General features: G+C 71.1%; 18 protein-coding genes. 11 read left to right on the top strand and 7 right to left on the bottom strand.

The features are described from left to right. The 5 genes from CCN39_RS14805 to mptB all read right to left on the bottom strand — a co-directional run. Positions 1 to 805 (bottom strand): COX15/CtaA family protein (locus tag CCN39_RS14805; protein ID WP_086842371.1); only part of this gene is annotated, 805 nt, incomplete at its 3' end. Positions 806 to 889: 84 nt separating this feature from the next. After that, a complete protein-coding gene (locus CCN39_RS14810; RefSeq protein WP_086842373.1) occupies positions 890 to 1,084 on the bottom strand; it encodes a hypothetical protein in 195 nt (64 codons plus the stop codon). A gap of 94 nt (positions 1,085 to 1,178) precedes the next feature. Next, the gene (locus tag CCN39_RS14815) at positions 1,179 to 1,961 is read right to left on the bottom strand and encodes an ABC transporter permease (protein WP_086842375.1); all 783 of its coding nucleotides are present in this window, start codon (positions 1,959 to 1,961) and stop codon (positions 1,179 to 1,181) included. Continuing rightward, positions 1,958 to 2,884: an ABC transporter ATP-binding protein gene (locus CCN39_RS14820; RefSeq protein WP_086842377.1), complete on the bottom strand. Its 927-nt coding sequence runs from the start codon at positions 2,882 to 2,884 to the stop codon at positions 1,958 to 1,960. Before CCN39_RS14820 ends, CCN39_RS14815 begins: the two co-directional genes overlap by 4 nt. A gap of 6 nt (positions 2,885 to 2,890) precedes the next feature. After that, positions 2,891 to 4,522, bottom strand: coding sequence for a polyprenol phosphomannose-dependent alpha 1,6 mannosyltransferase MptB (mptB, locus tag CCN39_RS14825; RefSeq protein ID WP_086842379.1), 1,632 nt, complete (start codon positions 4,520 to 4,522; stop codon positions 2,891 to 2,893). 159 nt (positions 4,523 to 4,681) lie between these two features. Here mptB and CCN39_RS14830 point away from each other — a divergent pair, with 159 nt between their 5' ends. Genes CCN39_RS14830 through CCN39_RS14860 form a run of 7 tightly spaced genes read left to right on the top strand, consistent with a single transcriptional unit; the run spans position 4,682 to position 11,058 of the window. Next, positions 4,682 to 5,461, top strand: a complete 780-nt coding sequence (locus CCN39_RS14830) for a helix-turn-helix transcriptional regulator (protein ID WP_086842400.1) — start codon at positions 4,682 to 4,684, stop codon at positions 5,459 to 5,461. Continuing rightward, a complete protein-coding gene (gene sufB / locus CCN39_RS14835; protein WP_086842381.1) occupies positions 5,458 to 6,906 on the top strand; it encodes a Fe-S cluster assembly protein SufB in 1,449 nt (482 codons plus the stop codon). The genes CCN39_RS14830 and sufB overlap by 4 nt, the downstream gene beginning before the upstream one ends. 2 nt (positions 6,907 to 6,908) lie before the next feature. Then, a complete protein-coding gene (gene sufD / locus CCN39_RS14840; protein ID WP_086842383.1) occupies positions 6,909 to 8,081 on the top strand; it encodes a Fe-S cluster assembly protein SufD in 1,173 nt (390 codons plus the stop codon). 32 nt (positions 8,082 to 8,113) lie between these two features. Next, a complete protein-coding gene (gene sufC, locus CCN39_RS14845) occupies positions 8,114 to 8,884 on the top strand; it encodes a Fe-S cluster assembly ATPase SufC (protein ID WP_086842385.1) in 771 nt (256 codons plus the stop codon). Between the two features lie 40 nt (positions 8,885 to 8,924). After that, a complete protein-coding gene (locus CCN39_RS14850) occupies positions 8,925 to 10,214 on the top strand; it encodes a cysteine desulfurase (protein WP_086842387.1) in 1,290 nt (429 codons plus the stop codon). Further along, entirely contained in the window at positions 10,211 to 10,660 is a 450-nt protein-coding gene (gene sufU / locus CCN39_RS14855; RefSeq protein WP_086842389.1) for a Fe-S cluster assembly sulfur transfer protein SufU, read from the top strand. Before CCN39_RS14850 ends, sufU begins: the two co-directional genes overlap by 4 nt. Then, on the top strand, positions 10,657 to 11,058 hold the full coding sequence (locus CCN39_RS14860) for a metal-sulfur cluster assembly factor (protein ID WP_086842391.1): 402 nt from the start codon (positions 10,657 to 10,659) through the stop codon (positions 11,056 to 11,058). Before sufU ends, CCN39_RS14860 begins: the two co-directional genes overlap by 4 nt. Here CCN39_RS14860 and CCN39_RS14865 read toward each other — a convergent pair. After that, positions 11,048 to 11,845: a DUF4184 family protein gene (locus CCN39_RS14865; RefSeq protein ID WP_167455089.1), complete on the bottom strand. Its 798-nt coding sequence runs from the start codon at positions 11,843 to 11,845 to the stop codon at positions 11,048 to 11,050. The genes CCN39_RS14860 and CCN39_RS14865 overlap by 11 nt on opposite strands. A gap of 17 nt (positions 11,846 to 11,862) precedes the next feature. Here CCN39_RS14865 and CCN39_RS14870 point away from each other — a divergent pair, with 17 nt between their 5' ends. Next, positions 11,863 to 12,195 (top strand): YnfA family protein, encoded by a 333-nt coding sequence (locus CCN39_RS14870; RefSeq protein ID WP_086842393.1) that lies wholly within the window; start codon positions 11,863 to 11,865, stop codon positions 12,193 to 12,195. A gap of 38 nt (positions 12,196 to 12,233) precedes the next feature. Further along, a complete protein-coding gene (lepB, locus tag CCN39_RS14875) occupies positions 12,234 to 12,989 on the top strand; it encodes a signal peptidase I (RefSeq protein WP_244210791.1) in 756 nt (251 codons plus the stop codon). On the opposite strand, the gene CCN39_RS14880 is transcribed toward lepB, so the two are convergent. Then, positions 12,913 to 14,856, bottom strand: a complete 1,944-nt coding sequence (locus tag CCN39_RS14880) for an ABC1 kinase family protein (protein ID WP_086842396.1) — start codon at positions 14,854 to 14,856, stop codon at positions 12,913 to 12,915. The genes lepB and CCN39_RS14880 overlap by 77 nt on opposite strands. A 183-nt stretch (positions 14,857 to 15,039) precedes the next feature. Between CCN39_RS14880 and CCN39_RS14885 the strand changes: the two genes are divergently transcribed. Next, positions 15,040 to 15,576: a snapalysin family zinc-dependent metalloprotease gene (locus CCN39_RS14885; protein ID WP_086842398.1), complete on the top strand. Its 537-nt coding sequence runs from the start codon at positions 15,040 to 15,042 to the stop codon at positions 15,574 to 15,576. Between the two features lie 111 nt (positions 15,577 to 15,687). Further along, positions 15,688 to 15,962, top strand: a 275-nt coding sequence (locus CCN39_RS51055; protein WP_208630235.1) for a hypothetical protein, incomplete at its 3' end; no start/stop codon positions are given.

Consider the following 15,962-nt stretch of genomic DNA (forward strand, 5'->3'; position numbering starts at 1 on the left):
AACCGAGGCCACCCTGCGCGACGGCGACCACCCAGACCACCGTGTAGCGCCGCCAGAGGCTCTTCGGGGCGCCGGCGCGCAGCAGCTGGAGGCCGAACACCGCGAGCAGCAGCAGGTAGAGCACCAGCAGGCCGCCGTGGACCTGGGCGAGGGATTCGACCGGGGCGTCGAGGCGGTGGGTGTTGATGTCGCCGCTGTGCGGGCCGGCGCCGGTCACCGTGGTGCCCGCCGCCAGCACGAGCCACATCACGGCGGCGAGCAGGACCAGGACCGTGCGGCCGGCCGCCGGGACCAGCAGCCGCGGGGACTCGTCGCCTTCGCGGAACGCGCGCAGCAGGAGGACGGCCAGCCAGACGAGCGGCGTCGTGGCGAGGAAGTGGATCGCGACCGTCCACCACTCCAGCTTCGCGAGCACGGTGAGACCGCCGACGACGGCCTGCAGCACGACGCCGCCGGGCATCGTCCAGGCCAGCTTGACCAGGCGCTTGCGCTCCGGGTGGTCGATCTGCACGCGCCACGCCGTGACGACCGCGACGGCGGCGATCAGGATGACGACGCCGGTGAGCAGCCGGTTGCCGAACTCGATCCACTGGTTGAGCGCGTCGATCCCGGAGTCGTGCTTCGGGACGAGGCTGCCGGCCACGCACTGGGGCCAGGTCGGGCAGCCGAGCCCGGACCCGGTGACACGCACGATCGACCCGGTGACGCCGATCAGCGCCTGCGCGAGGACCGCGGCGATCCCGACGGCCCGCTGCACGGCGGCGGAGGGAAACGGCAGACGGGCGACGAGGCTGGTGAACGGCACGGCATCGATGGTAGAGCGCGCGGAAAACGCGCTTTCGGCAGGTCCGGGCGCCCAGAACGGCAAGGCGCGCGCAAGGGACCAAGGTCACTCGGTTTTCTTGACCTTCTTCTGGAAGAAGCCCATCGACTGCGCGAAGACGGCACCGAACCCCACCACGGCGAGCGGGACCGTCCGGATCCAGAACGTTCCCGCGTCCACCGCGATCAGCAGGACGAGCACCCCGATCGCGACCACGAGCAGGAGCAGCATGATCAGGAAGACGCGGGTTTTCGAAACCATGTGAACTGCCCCCTCGGATCCGGAAGTGTCCGGATGACCTTCCCAGCGGCGGCGCCCGGTCCGTGAGGTCAGTTCTACCCGTGCTGCTGGGGAATCAGGTGAGTTTCGTCGTCCGCGAAGCCAGCGCCCCGGCGAGAACGGCCCAGACCGCGAGCACCGCGAGCGGCCCGGGAGCGAACGCCCCGTCCACCAGAGCCGCGCGCATCCCCTCCGCCAGCGCCCCCGACGGCAGCAGTTCCACCACGCGGGCCAGCCCTGAGGGCAGCGATGACGGCGCCAGCAGGATTCCGCCCGCCAGCAGCAGCACGAACCACACGATGTTCGCCAGCGCCAGGACCGCCTCGGCCCGCAACGCCCCGCCCAGCAGCACGCCCAACGCTCCGAACGCGAGCGTTCCCAGGACGAGCAGTGCCACGGCCGACAGCAGGCCGGACAGCGAAGGCGACCAGCCCAGGAACGCCGCCACCACGCCGATGATCACCGACTGCAGGGCCACGACCACCAGCGCCGCCGCCAGCCGGCCCGCCACCAGCAACCACCGGGGCAACGCCGTGGCCGAGAGGCGCTTCAGCACTCCGTAGCGCCGGTCGAACCCCAGGGCGATCGCCTGGCCGGTGAACGCCGAGGACATCACCGCCAGGGCCAGGATGCGGGGCGTGATCCAATCCACTTTGGACGTCGAGCCCAGCGAGGTCGCCGGGAGGATGTCCAGCAGGGACAAGCCGACCAGCAGGGCCAGCGGGATCAGCAGCGTCAGCAGCACCTGCTCGCCGTGGCGCAACGTCAGGCTGACCTCGACGCGCGCGTGCGTGCGCAGCATCCGGCCCAGCGAACCGCGCCCGGGCGCCGGGGTGAACGTTCCAGGAGCGAATGTCATGCCCGCAGCTCCCGTCCGGTCAGCTCCAGGAAGACCTCTTCCAAGGTCCGCTTGCCGACCTGCAGTTCCTCCGGCAGCACGCCCTGCTGGGCGCACCACGCCGTGACCGTCGACACCACCTGCGGGTCGACCGCGCCCACCACCGTGTACGTGCCCGGCGCGGACTCGTGCACCACGTAGCCCTCGGGCAGCGCCGCCGTCAGCAGCGCCGTGTCCAGCCGCGTGCGGGCCTTGAACCGGAGGCCGGCCGCGCCCGTCTCGTCCGTCGTCAGGGACTGGGGCGCTCCCGACACCACCACCTTGCCGTGGTCCACGATCACCACCGTGTCGGCCAGCGCTTCGGCCTCCTCCATCAGGTGCGTGGTCAGCAGCACCGAAACGCCGTCGCGGCGCAACGCCGACAGCAGGTCCCACACCAGGCGGCGGGCCTGGGGGTCCATGCCCGCCGTCGGCTCGTCGAGGAACACCAGCTCCGGCCGCCCGACCAGGGCGCACGCCAGGGAAAGCCGCTGCTGCTGGCCGCCGGAGAGGCGCTTGAACGGGGTGCGGCGGACCGTGGCCAGGCCGAGCACGTCCAGCAGCCACGCCGGGTCCAGCGGGGTCGCCGCGCACGAAGCCACCAGGCGCAGCATCTCGTCGGCGCGGACGCCCGGGTACGCGCCGCCGCCCTGGGGCATGATGCCGACGCGGGGGCGCAGCGCGGCCGACTCGCGGACCGGGTCGAGGCCGAGCACGCGGACCGAACCCGCGTCAGGCTTCGAAAACCCTTCGCAGAGCTCGACGGTGGTCGTCTTGCCGGCCCCGTTCGGGCCGAGCAGGGCGAGCAGGCTGCCGCGCTCCATCCGCAGGTCGAGGCCGTCGACCGCGCGGGTGGAGCCGTAGCTTTTGACCAGCCCGCTGATCTCGACGGCAGGGACACTCACGTCGGGTCACGATACGGCGTCGACCGGCTCGGGCACCCGCGGGGACGGCTTGGCGAGCAACACGGGAGCCAGCCGCCGCACGATCAGCATCCCGCCGCCGCAGACGACGATCGCCGCGACGTAGGCGAACGGCAGCACGTACGGGCGGCCGTCGAAGGTGCTGCCGGTCGGGGGGAGCAGGAACGGCAGGGCCGCGCTGATCACCGTCGCCGCGACGCGGAACCGGGACGTCCCGGCCGCGGCCGCCAGCGGGATGACCGCCCACAGCAGGTACCAGGGCTGCAGGTTGATCTGCAGGAGCATCACCGCGCCGAGGGCGACGCCGAGCCCGATGATCGGCCGGTAGCGCCACTTGAAGCTGTCCCAGAGGAACTTGAAGGTGATCCCGACGGCGACCAGGTAGCCGAGCGCGCCGAGGATCGGGACCAGCGCGTTCGTGTGGTTGCCCAGCCCGAGCGCGATGCCGAGGACGCCGGAGAGGTTGGCCAGCTCGGCGGTGGGGGAGATCCAGGAGCGGACCAGGCCGGGGGTGTTGAACGTCGCCCCGACCCAGCCGAAGCCGAGCCCGGTGCCGAAGCAGACGCCGACCAGGACCACGCCGAACCACAGCGCCATCGGGGCGCCGGCCACGAACAGGTCCTTGAGCCGGCCGTGCCAGCGCCGCGCCACCATCACGGCGAAGAACGGCAGCGCGAACACGGCGGGCAGCTTCACCGCGACGCCGAGGGTGATGATCGCGACACCGAGCCCGATGTACAGCAGCTCGCCGCGGGCCAGCGGGGGTGGCGTGTCGCCCTTCACCCGGATCGGCAGCCGCCGGATGCCGATCTCCAGCCCGGCCAGCATCAGGCCGACGGCGAGCGCGTCGTTGTGGGCGCCGGCGACGAAGTGGAAGATCAGCAGCGGGTTCAGGGCGCCGAGCCACAGCGCGGTCGCGGGCTGGACGCCGAACCGGCGGGCCAGCCGCGGCAGGGCCCAGACGATGAGGACCACGCCGGCCAGCGCGAGCACGCGCTGCAGCAGCACGCCGACCGCGATGCTGTTGCCCGCCAAGGGCGCCAGCCAGCCGCCGAGGCGCAGCACCAGCGGCCCGTACGGGGCCGGCGTCTCGCGCCACATGTTCGACACGCCCGCGGTGAACGGGTCGGCGACGCCGAGCGCCTGCGCCGGGCCGAGGGTGTACGGGTCCATCCCGCGGTGCACGATCTCGCTCTGCGCCAGGTAGCTGTAGACGTCGCGGGAGAACAGCGGCGGGATGACCAGCAGCGGCAGCACCCACAGCGCGGTGGTGCGCGCGAGCTGGCCCTGCGACGCCAGCCGCTCGCGGCTGGGCTGGGCGAACCGGCCGAGCATCAGCCAGCTCAGCACCAGGATGCCCATCCCGGAGATGGCGATGGCCAGCGACACCGTCGGGATCCGGGTGAACAGCCGCAGCACCGGGATCTCCTGCACCGGGTTGATCACCGGGGCGGCGCCGGCGCCGAGGGAGCCCAGGGCGAGGAACAGCGACCCGACCGTGCCGAAGCGGCGCACGACGTTCAGCCCGCGCTGCTCGGCGGCCTCCAGGGGGAGCGGTTCGCGGGGGCGGACCGGGGAGAGCGTCACGGGGTGGGCACTCCCGGCTTCGAGCTGTGCCACTTGCTGCTCCTGTTCACCCACTGCCACGCGTGCAGGGTATCGGTCGCCCGGCGAGTGAGTCGGGTCACTGCCGGACACCCCGCCTTTGCCGACCGCGGGGAAATAAGACACACTTGTGTTGTGAAAAAGACGGAGGCGGGTGACCAGGCGGGCGGCGACATGCCCCGCGCCGCGCACCCGCACGTTCCGTCGCAGGTCAGCGCCGAGGGCAAGACCCGCCACGAGGTCGCCCGGCTGCTGCTGGAACAGGGTCCCATGACCGCCGTCGTGGTCGCCGAGCAGCTCGGGATCAGCCCCACCGCCGTCCGGCGGCACCTGGACGCGCTTCTCGCCGACGGCGAAGCCGAGACGCGGGACGCGCCGCGCCGCGGCCCCCGGGGCCGGGGCCGTCCGGCGAAGCTCTTCCTGCTCACCGAGCCCGGCCGCGCCCGCTTCGGGCACGCCTACGACGACCTGGCCGTCTCCGCCATCCGCTTCCTGGCCGAGCACGCCGGCGAGGACGCCGTCCGCGCCTTCGCCGAGCAGCGCATCGAGAAGCTCGTCGGGCCGCACCGCGCCGCGATCACCGAACCGGGTGAGCCGGCGGCGCGCGCGGAGGCCCTCGCGACCGCGCTGAGCAGGGAAGGCTACGCTGCGTCGACCCGCCAGGTCGGCGCCCCGGCTCCTGGTCAGAACGTGGGCGCGCAGCTCTGTCAGCACCATTGTCCGGTCGCCCACGTGGCCGCGGAGTTCCCGCAGCTGTGCGAGGCCGAGACGGAGGCGTTCGCGCAGCTGCTGGGCACCCACGTCCAGCGGCTGGCGACCATCGCACGCGGGGACTCCGCGTGCACCACCCACGTACCCGTCACGGCGGGTCAGCCGGCCCATCCCGAGCCGGAAAGAACGGCGTCCCCCGAGGGGCGCACAGCACGGATCCCGAATGGAGGGAAACCCGCATGACTGCCGCTGCCGAGCAGCGCACTCCCACCACCGCGCCACTGAGCCAGGAAGAGACCATCGAGTCCCTTGGCAAGTACGCGTTCGGCTGGGCCGACTCCGACGAGGCGGGCTCGACCGCCCGCCGCGGGCTGAACGAGGACGTCGTCACCGACATCTCCTCGAAGAAGTCCGAGCCGGAGTGGATGCGCGAAGCGCGACTCAAGGCGCTCAAGCTCTTCGAGAAGAAGCCCATGCCCAACTGGGGGGCCGACCTCTCCGGGATCGACTTCGAGAACATCAAGTACTTCGTGCGGTCCACGGAGAAGCAGGCCACCTCCTGGGAGGACCTGCCCGAGGACATCAAGAACACGTACGACCGGCTCGGCATCCCCGAGGCGGAGAAGCAGCGCCTCGTCGCCGGGGTCGCCGCGCAGTACGAGTCCGAGGTCGTCTACCACCAGATCCGCGAGGACCTGGAGGAGCAGGGCGTCCTGTTCCTGGACACCGACTCCGCGCTCAAGGAGCACCCGGAGCTGTTCCAGGAGTACTTCGGCTCGGTCATCCCGGCCGGCGACAACAAGTTCTCCGCGCTGAACACGGCGGTGTGGTCCGGCGGCTCGTTCATCTACGTGCCGAAGGGCGTGCACGTCGAGATCCCGCTGCAGGCCTACTTCCGGATCAACACCGAGAACATGGGCCAGTTCGAGCGCACCCTGATCATCGTCGACGAAGACGCCTACGTGCACTACGTCGAGGGCTGCACGGCGCCGATCTACCAGTCCGACTCGCTGCACTCGGCGGTCGTGGAGATCATCGTCAAGAAGGGCGCCCGCTGCCGCTACACGACCATCCAGAACTGGTCGAACAACGTCTACAACCTGGTCACCAAGCGCGCCAAGTGCGAAGCGGGCGCGACCATGGAATGGATCGACGGCAACATCGGTTCCAAGGTGACGATGAAGTACCCGTCGGTGTTCCTCATGGGCGAGCACGCCAAGGGCGAGGTCCTGTCGGTCGCGTTCGCGGGCGAGGGCCAGCACCAGGACGCGGGCGCCAAGATGGAGCACCTCGCGCCGTACACCTCCTCGACCATCGTGTCGAAGTCGGTGGCGCGCGGCGGCGGCCGCACCTCGTACCGTGGCCTGGTCCGCGTGGCGAAGCGGGCGCACCACTCGCGCTCCAGCGTGGTCTGCGACGCGCTGCTCGTCGACACGATCTCGCGCTCGGACACGTACCCGTACGTGGATATCCGCAACGACGAGGTGTCCATGGGCCACGAGGCGACGGTGTCCAAGGTCAGCGAGGACCAGCTGTTCTACCTGATGTCGCGCGGTCTCGACGAGGCCGAGGCGATGGCGATGATCGTGCGCGGCTTCGTGGAGCCGATCGCCCGTGAGCTGCCGATGGAGTACGCGCTCGAGCTGAACCGCCTGATCGAGCTCCAGATGGAAGGGTCCGTCGGCTAGTCATGTCGGTTACCGAGAACAACGTTTCCGAGGCTCTCCGCGAGGGGGCCGTCATCCCGGCGGCCTCCCGCGCGGAGCGCTTCACCTCCTACGACGTCGAGGCCTTCGAGGTCCCGGGCGGCCGTGAGGAGAACTGGCGCTTCACGCCGATGAAGCGCCTCCGCGGCCTGCACGACGGCAGCGCCGTCGCCACCGGCTCCGCCAAGGTGGACTTCGCGACCTCCGACGAGGTCAAGGTGGAGTCCGTCGAACGCGGTGACGAGCGGCTGGGCGTCGCCGGCGTGCCGAGCGACCGGATCGCCGCGCAGGCGTACTCCTCGTTCGAGCGCGCGACGCTGGTCACCGTGCCGAAGGAGACCAAGCCCGCGCTGCCGGTGCAGCTGAACGTGTCCGGCCCCGGCGAGGGCCAGGTCGCCTACGGCCACCTGCAGGTGCGGCTGGAGCAGTTCGCCGAGGCCACCGTCGTGATCAGCCACACCGGCTCCGGCACCTACGCCGACAACGTCGAGTTCGTGGTCGCGGACGGCGCGAAGCTCACCGTGGTCAGCATCCAGGACTGGGCCGACGACGCGGTGCACGTCTCCGAGCAGCACCTCAAGCTCGGCCGCGACGCCACGCTCAAGCACATCGTCATCACCCTGGGCGGCGACCTCGTCCGGGTCTCGCCGACCGCGACGTTCGCCGACAAGGGCGGCGACGTCGAGATGCTCGGCGTCTACTTCGCCGACCAGGGCCAGCACCAGGAGCACCGGCTCTTCGTCGACCACGCGGTGCCGAACTGCAAGTCGCGCGTGATGTACAAGGGCGCGCTGCAGGGCGAGGGTGCGCACACGGTCTGGATCGGCGACGTGCTGATCCGCGCGGCCGCCGAGGCCACCGACACCTACGAGCTCAACCGCAACCTGGTGCTCACGCCGGGTGCGCGCGCGGACTCGGTGCCGAACCTCGAGATCGAGACCGGCGAGATCGAAGGCGCCGGCCACGCGAGCGCGACGGGAAGGTTCGACGACGAGCAGTTGTTCTACCTGCAGTCGCGCGGGATCGCCGAAGAAGCCGCGCGGCGACTGGTCGTGCGCGGGTTCTTCCACGAGATCCTGGTGAAGATCGACGTCCCCGAGGTGCGCGAGCGCCTCGAAGCCGCGATCGAGGCCGAGCTCGAAGCCGTTGGCGCCTGACGCCGTCCACCACAGACTTTAGGAAACGAAGAATGGCTACCCTGGAAATCAAGGACCTCCACGCCTCGGTCACGACCGACGAGGGCGCCAAGGAGATCCTCAAGGGCGTCGACCTGACCGTCAAGTCGGGCGAGACGCACGCGATCATGGGCCCGAACGGCTCGGGCAAGTCCACGCTGTCCTACGCCATCGCCGGCCACCCGAAGTACGAAGTGACCTCCGGTGAGGTGCTGCTCGACGGCGAGAACGTCCTCGAGATGAGCGTCGACGAGCGCGCGCGGGCCGGCCTGTTCCTGGCCATGCAGTACCCGGTCGAGGTCCCGGGCGTGTCGATGTCCAACTTCCTCCGCACCGCGGCCACCGCGGTCCGTGGCGAGGCTCCCAAGCTGCGCCACTGGGTCAAGGAGGTCAAGGAGGAGATGGGCAAGCTCGAGATCTCGCAGGAGTTCGCCGAGCGCTCGGTCAACGAGGGCTTCTCCGGCGGCGAGAAGAAGCGCCACGAGATCCTGCAGCTGGCGCTGCTCAAGCCGAAGTTCGCCATCCTCGACGAGACCGACTCCGGCCTCGACGTCGACGCGCTGCGGATCGTTTCGCAGGGGGTCAACGAGTACAAGGCCGACGGCGAGGCCGGCGTCCTGCTGATCACGCACTACACCCGGATCCTGCGGCACATCACGCCGGACTTCGTGCACGTCTTCGCCGGCGGCAAGATCGTCGAGTCGGGCGGCAAGGAGCTCGCCGACGAGCTGGAGGAGCACGGCTACGTCAAGTACGTCGGCAAGCACGAGCCCGCCGCGCTCTGACTTTCGCCAGTACACACCGAGAACGAGAGGAGTCGGCCCGATGACCACCACCTCGGCCAGCTCTTTGCCACTGGACGTGGCGGCCCTGAAGGCCGACTTCCCCATCCTGTCGCGCACGGTTCGCGACGGGAAACCCTTGGTGTACCTGGACTCCGGGGCGACGTCGCAACGCCCGGCGGCCGTGCTCGACGCCGAACGGCACTACGTCGAGACGTCGAACGCGGCCGTCCACCGCGGCGCGCACCAGCTATCCGAAGAAGCGACCGACGCCTACGAGTCCGCGCGGGCGAAGATCGCCGAGTTCGTCGGCGCCGACCCCGAGGAACTGGTGTTCACCAAGAACGCCACCGAGGGCATCAACCTGGTCGCCTACTCGTTCGGCAACGCCGCCACGGCGGGCCCCGAGGCCGCGCGCTTCGTGGTCGGCCCGGGTGACGAGATCGTCGTCACCGAGATGGAGCACCACGCGAACCTCGTGCCGTGGCAGCAGCTGTGCCAGCGCACCGGGGCGACGCTGAAGTGGTTCAAGGTGACGCCCGAGGGGCGCCTCGACCTGTCCGATGTGGACGAGCTGATCACCGAGCGCACGAAGGTGGTCGCGTTCGCGCACCAGTCGAACGTGCTCGGCACGGTCAACCCGGTCCCGCTGCTGGTCGAGAAGGCCAAGGCGGTCGGCGCGTTCACCGTGCTGGACGCCTGCCAGTCGGTGCCGCACTTCGCGGTCGACTTCCACGCCCTCGGCGTCGACTTCGCCGCGTTCTCCGGGCACAAGATGCTCGGCCCGTCCGGCATCGGCGTCCTCTACGGCCGCACCGAGCTGCTGTCGGCCATGCCGCCGTTCCTCACCGGCGGGTCGATGATCGAGATGGTCCGCATGGAGGGCTCCACCTTCGCGCCGCCGCCGCAGCGGTTCGAGGCCGGCGTCCCGATGACGTCGCAGGCCATCGGCCTCGGCGCGGCCGTCGACTACCTCTCGGCCATCGGCATGGACCGGATCGCGGCGCACGAGCACGAGCTCGCCGCGGCGGCCATCGCGGGCATCGGCGCGATCCCGGGGGTCCGGATCATCGGGCCGACCGACCTGAAGGACCGCGGCGCGACCGTGTCGTTCGTGATCGACGGCGTGCACCCGCACGACGCCGGCCAGGTGCTCGACAGCCTCGGCATCGCCGTCCGCGTCGGCCACCACTGCGCGTGGCCGCTGCACCGCGCGTGCCACGCCCAGGCGACCGTGCGCGCGTCGTTCTACCTGTACAACGACCTGTCCGAAGTGGACGCCCTGGTCGCCGGGGTCCGCGAGGCGCAGAAGTTCTTCGGGGTGGGGCAGTGAACCTGGAGAGCATGTACCAGGAGATCATCCTGGACCACTACAAGCACCCGCACGGGCGCGGCCTGCGCGACCCGTTCGACGCCGAGTCGTTCCAGGTCAACCCGACCTGCGGCGACGAGGTGACGCTGCGGGTGAAGCTCGACGACGGGAAGGTCGCCGACGTCTCCTACGATGGCCAGGGCTGCTCGATCAGCCAGGCCTCGACGTCGGTCATGACGGATCTCGTCGTCGGCCACACGATCGAGGAGGCGTTCACCACCATGGACGCCTTCGTGGAACTGATGCAGGGCAAGGGAAAGGTCGAGCCGGACGAGGACGTGCTGGAGGACGGGATCGCCTTCGCGGGCGTCGCCAAGTACCCGGCCCGCGTGAAGTGCGCCCTCCTCGGCTGGATGGCTTTCAAGGACGCCGTCGCCCGGACGACCAGTGGAGCTGAAAAGGCATGACCGAAGACACCGCCACCGACGCTCGCGAGGGCCGGACCGCCGCCGACCTCGACGCCGAGACCACCGCGAAGCAGGACATCGACCTCGCCAAGCTCGAGGACGTCGAGGAAGCCATGCGCGACGTCGTCGACCCGGAGCTCGGCATCAACGTCGTCGACCTCGGCCTGGTCTACGACATCCGCGTCGAGCCGGACAACACGGCGACGATCGACATGACGCTGACCTCGGCGGCCTGCCCGCTGACCGACGTCATCGAGGACCAGACGTCGGCCGCGCTGACCAGCGGCGGGCTGGTCAAGGACTTCCGGATCAACTGGGTCTGGATGCCGCCGTGGGGCCCGGAGAAGATCACCGAGGACGGCCGCGAGCAGCTGCGCGCCCTCGGCTTCACCGTCTGAACTCTTCCGCGTCGAACGGGTCACCCTCCGGGGTGGCCCGTTTCGCGTATAACGACATATACCGCGCGTGCCAGGCCAGCGCGTAGAGGCCGAGGGCGACGCCGAAACCGCTGCAGGCGCCGGTGGCCAGCAGGTAGGTGGCGTTGCCGACGACGCCCGCCCGGGTCATCGGGTCGTGGTGGGCCAGGAACGGCAGCACCTGCACCAGGACTCCGGTGACCGCGCCGGCCGCCAGGACCGCGGCGACGGTCTTCCGGTGGCGGAGGCCCGGCGGCGCCGGGGCGACGGGCGCCGTGCGGTACCAGCGCCGCAGCCACCAGGCGAGCACGGCGGCCCCGCCGAGGGTGCTCACCAGCTGGATCAGCCGTCCGACGTCGACGCCGGTGACGAGCGGGATCCGCAGGAACGCCGGCCCGCCGCTTTCGTGGGTGAAGGCGTCCCACCCGACGTGCGTGGCGGCGCCGAGCACGAGCGACAGCGCGATCCACCCCGGCCGGTTCCAGGGGAACGGACGGCGGGGAAGCCGTTCGGCCAGCCGGTGCGGTGCCAGTGCGGTGAGCGGCCGCTTCAGCAGCACGTGGAACACGGCGAGCAGGGCCAGCGCGAGCAGCGGGTCGAGCCAGAGCACCGCGGTGAACTCGTGGGTCCGGGAGAGGCCGAACCCTTCCGGCGCGGGCACGAACCAGAAGACGTCCGGCGCGACCGACCCGGCGACGAGTGCCGACGGCACCAGGGGGTGTCTCGCCAGTGGGAGCACGGCGGCGGGATGACTCAGCGTGAACGGCACGGGGTTAGTATCCCGGGGTGGTCCTGCGGTCGATCCTCCTGTTCCTGGCCGCGGCGGTCTGTGAAATCGGCGGCGCCTGGCTGATCTGGCAAGGCATCCGGGAAAGCCGCGGTCTGCTGTGGATCGGCGGCGGGGTGGTGGCGCTGGGCGTGTACGGCTTCGTGGCCACCCTCCAGCCGGACGCCCACTTCGGCCGCATCCTCGCCGCGTACGGGGGAGTGTTCGTGGCGGGGTCGCTGGCCTGGGGGATGGTCGCGGACGGTTACCGTCCCGATCGGTACGACGTGATCGGCGCGCTGCTCTGCCTGGCCGGGGTCGCGGTGATCATGTACGCCCCGCGCGCGGGGTAACGTCGCAGGTACGGGCACGATAGATCTTCGTGACCGAAATGTCGTTCCCGCCCGTGCCGCCGGAATCGTCCCCGCGCCGCAGCGTCCTGCCCATGGTGCTGGTGATGGTGGCCCTGATGGTGCTCGGCGTCGGCGCCGGTCTCTACGGGGTCGTGCGGCTGACCCTCGGGTACCGGGCCTACGTGCAGGTGAGCGGGAGCATGAGCCCCACCTTGCAGCGGGACGACCGGCTCGTGGTGCGCCGGGCGGACGGCGGCGAGGTCCACCGCGGGGACCTGGTGCTCATCGAGGGGCGGGCGTACGCCGCCGACGGGTTCCCCGGCGTCGGCGTGGTCCGGGTGGTCGGCGTGGCCGGGGACACCGTCGCCTGCTGCACCGGCGAACACCTCTCGGTCAACGGCAAACCCATCACCGAGCCCTACATCACCCCCGGCTACGAAGGTCTCTTCGAGTTCTCCGCCAAGGTGCCCGAGGGCACGATCTTCGTCGAGGGCGACAACCGCGGCAACTCCGACGACTCCCGGTTCCGCGGTCCGGTGCAGCTGTCCGGCGTCACCGGGTTCGTGGTCGCGACCGGCACCGTGGTCACCCCGGACCCGCTGCCCGCGGTGACCGCGTTCACCGACGCGGGCCTGCCGGGCGCGCCGTTCACCGACTCGACCCTGCCCACCCTGCGCTGGTGGATCGTCGGCGGGTTCGTGGTGTTCGCCGCCGGGCTCATCGGGCTGATCGTGACGCTCGCCCGGAACGCCGGAAGACGACGAAGAGCAGCCGCAGCCCCACCAGGGCACTGATCACCAGCAGGTTGTAGCCGAACACCTGGTGCAGCGTCAGGTCCGCGGCGATGCGCGGCCCGCCCGAGCCGGTCAGCAGGAACACCGCCATCAGCCCGGTCGCCGCGCCGACGAAGGCCAGCAGGGCTTCGTGGACCAGGCCGGTGACGACGTCGCGGTCGCGTTCGTCGGAGAACAGCCGGACGTTCACCGACAGCCGGCCCTCCTCCAGCGCCGCGCCGATCCGGTCGACGCGGCGGGGAATGCGGCGCAGCACCGGCAACAGCGCCAGCAGTTCGCCGGCCGCCGTGCGGCCCAGCGGGCCCGGTCGCAGCCCGGCGCCGACCTGCTCGACGGCGAACGCACGCGACTCGGCGACGACGTCGAAGCCGGGATCCAGCGCGGCCAGGGTGCCCTCCACCGTGGCCAGCGCGCGGAACACCGCGGCCACCGGCGGCGGCACGCTCAGCCGGAAGTCCGCGACCACCCGGAACAGGCCGGTGAACAGGTCGAGGTCCGGGGTGCGGCCGGGGCCGAAGTGCCGGGCGACCAGGGCGCCGAGGGCGCGTTCGAGGCGCTGTTCGTCGATCTCGGCGGTGCGGTCGACGATCTCGAGGAGCCCGTCGCGCAGGCCTGCCGGGTCGCCGCGGTCGAGGGCGACCAGCAGGTTCTGCAGGCCGCCGCGCAACCCGGCGTCGAGGCGGCCGACCGAGCCGAAGTCGAGCAGGCCCAGGCGGCCGTCACCGAGCAGCATGAGGTTGCCCGGGTGGGGGTCGGCGTGGAAGACGCCGCCGATCATCACCTGGTCGAGCAGGCACCGCAGGAGCGACCGCGCCAGCCGCTTGCGTTCGGCGGGTGGCAGGTCCTTCGCCGTGGTGAGCGGCTTGCCGTCGAGGCGGGACAGCACCAGCACGCGGTCGGTCGAGAGTCCCTTGTGGACCCTCGGGAGGACGACGTCCGGCGAGCCCGTGGCGGCCACGGCGGTGATGTTGCGGGCTTCGATGGTGAAGTCGAGTTCCTCGGCCAGCGCGGTGGCGAACCCCTCGGCCAGGTCGGCGACGCCGAGCGAGCGCGCCCAGTCCGCGCGGTCCTCCAGCGCCGCGGCGACGCGCCGGACGATGGCGATGTCGCGTTCGGCCTGCTCCCGCACGCCCGGCCGCTGAACCTTGACCACGACGTCTTCGCCGCTGCGCAGTTTCGCGCGGTAGACCTGCGCGACCGACGCGGCGGCCAGTGGTTCGGGGTCGAACTCGGCGAAGACGTCGTCGGGTGAGCCGCCGAGTTCGCCGGTGAGCAGCGCCCGGACGGCGTCGGCGCGGGCGGGCGCGACCTGGTCCTGGAGCCGGCCGAGCTCGTCGGCGAACACCGGGGGCAGCAGGTCGGCGCGGGTGGAGAGCAGCTGGCCGAGCTTCACGAACGTCACGCCGCCTTCCTCCAGCGCGCGGCGCAGGGACCGCGCGAGCTTGGCGTGCCGCCCCGGCGCGAGGCCGGGCTCGCGGCGGCCGGTCAGGTAGCGGCCGAGGCCGTGCTTGACGGCGATCCGGCTGATCTGCGCGTACCGGCGGGTGCGCGAGAGCCGCCCGCGCAGCCGGCCGAGCCCGATGCCGTGGGGGAGGGCCAGCTCGGCGACGAACAGGAAGATCAGCGTTGCCAGGAAAGCGCTGCCCGCCAACGGGATCAGCAGGCCGATCGCCGCACCGCCGTGGTGCAGCAGGGAAACGGGGAACGCCTGCCCGATGCCGCCGGCGACGAGCCACCCGAAGGCGGCGGCGCACAGGGCGCGCACGGCGCCGATCCGGACGCCGAGCACGCGCCGGGCGGCGGCCACGAGCGGCCACAGCAGGAGCGCGTACAGGGGGAGGGTCAGCAGGCCCAGCAGGATGGTCATCGGTTCCCTTTCGCCGGGAGCGAGCAGACCACGGCGGCCGGGCCCGGTGGCTCACGCGGCGGCGGGAGGCGTCTCCCTCCCGCGGGGGAACGACTTTCGGCCGTGGCCGCACCGATGGTGACCTTCTAACCTGATCGCGCGAACCACGGTGAAGTGCTCTCTGAATCGGACGAAGGAGACACGATGAACGCACGCGTGCTGGGCCGCCTGGCGGCACTGGCCGTCGCGGCCCCGCTGGCCCTGGGCCTGGCCACCGCGCCGCCCGCTTCGGCGGCCGCCGTCACGACGCTGTACTACAGCTCCTCGGGCGCCCCGGACTACTTGAGCCAGATCGACCAGGGCGCGGCCAACTGGAACGCGGCGGTCACGGACGTCAAGCTGGTCAAGCGGGCCACCGGGGCCACGATCGTGTTCCACGAGGTGCACAGCGGCGGCTCGTACACGAACACGAACGGCCACGGGCGCGGGCAGATCTACCTGGACACGAGCCAGGTGGCGGAGGGCTACGACCCGACGCGGATCGCGGCCCACGAGCTCGGGCACAACCTCGGGCTGCCGGACCACTACAGCGGACCGTGCACGGAGCTGATGTCGGGCCACGGGCCGGGAACGGCGTGCAAGAACGCGAAGCCATCGGCGGCCGAGGCGGCGAAGGTGCAGTCCTTGTGGGTGAACGGACTGGCGACCCAGGCGGCGGAGAGCCGCGCGGTCGCCTACTGAACTGTTTCGAGGTGGCCTTCGGAGCGCCGAGGGCCACCTCTTTCCGTGTAACAGCGGATCCCGCCGGAGCGACCTACCTTCGTCGAAGTGTGAGCCTGGTCGAGGGGGGACATGAACCCATCCGCACTCTTTTCTGCGGCAGTTCCCGCGGCGACGACGACCTTTCTCGTAGTCACGATATATTACTTCGTCGCGCGGACTCGGAGCCGCGACAGCGACCTGCAGAGTCAGGTCGGCATCGAACTCCGCGAGCAAGCCGCGAGCAAGGTCTCGGAAGCGAAGGAAAATGCCGAGCGGTGGACGTCGGAGCGTATTTCCGCCACCGAAGAACGACAACCGCCAGTTCCCGATGAGTTCGGAGAAGCGCCCGGCGCGCCGGGGACCGA

It is taken from the genome of Amycolatopsis kentuckyensis (assembly GCF_002155975.1).
Lineage (GTDB): Bacteria > Actinomycetota > Actinomycetes > Mycobacteriales > Pseudonocardiaceae > Amycolatopsis > Amycolatopsis kentuckyensis.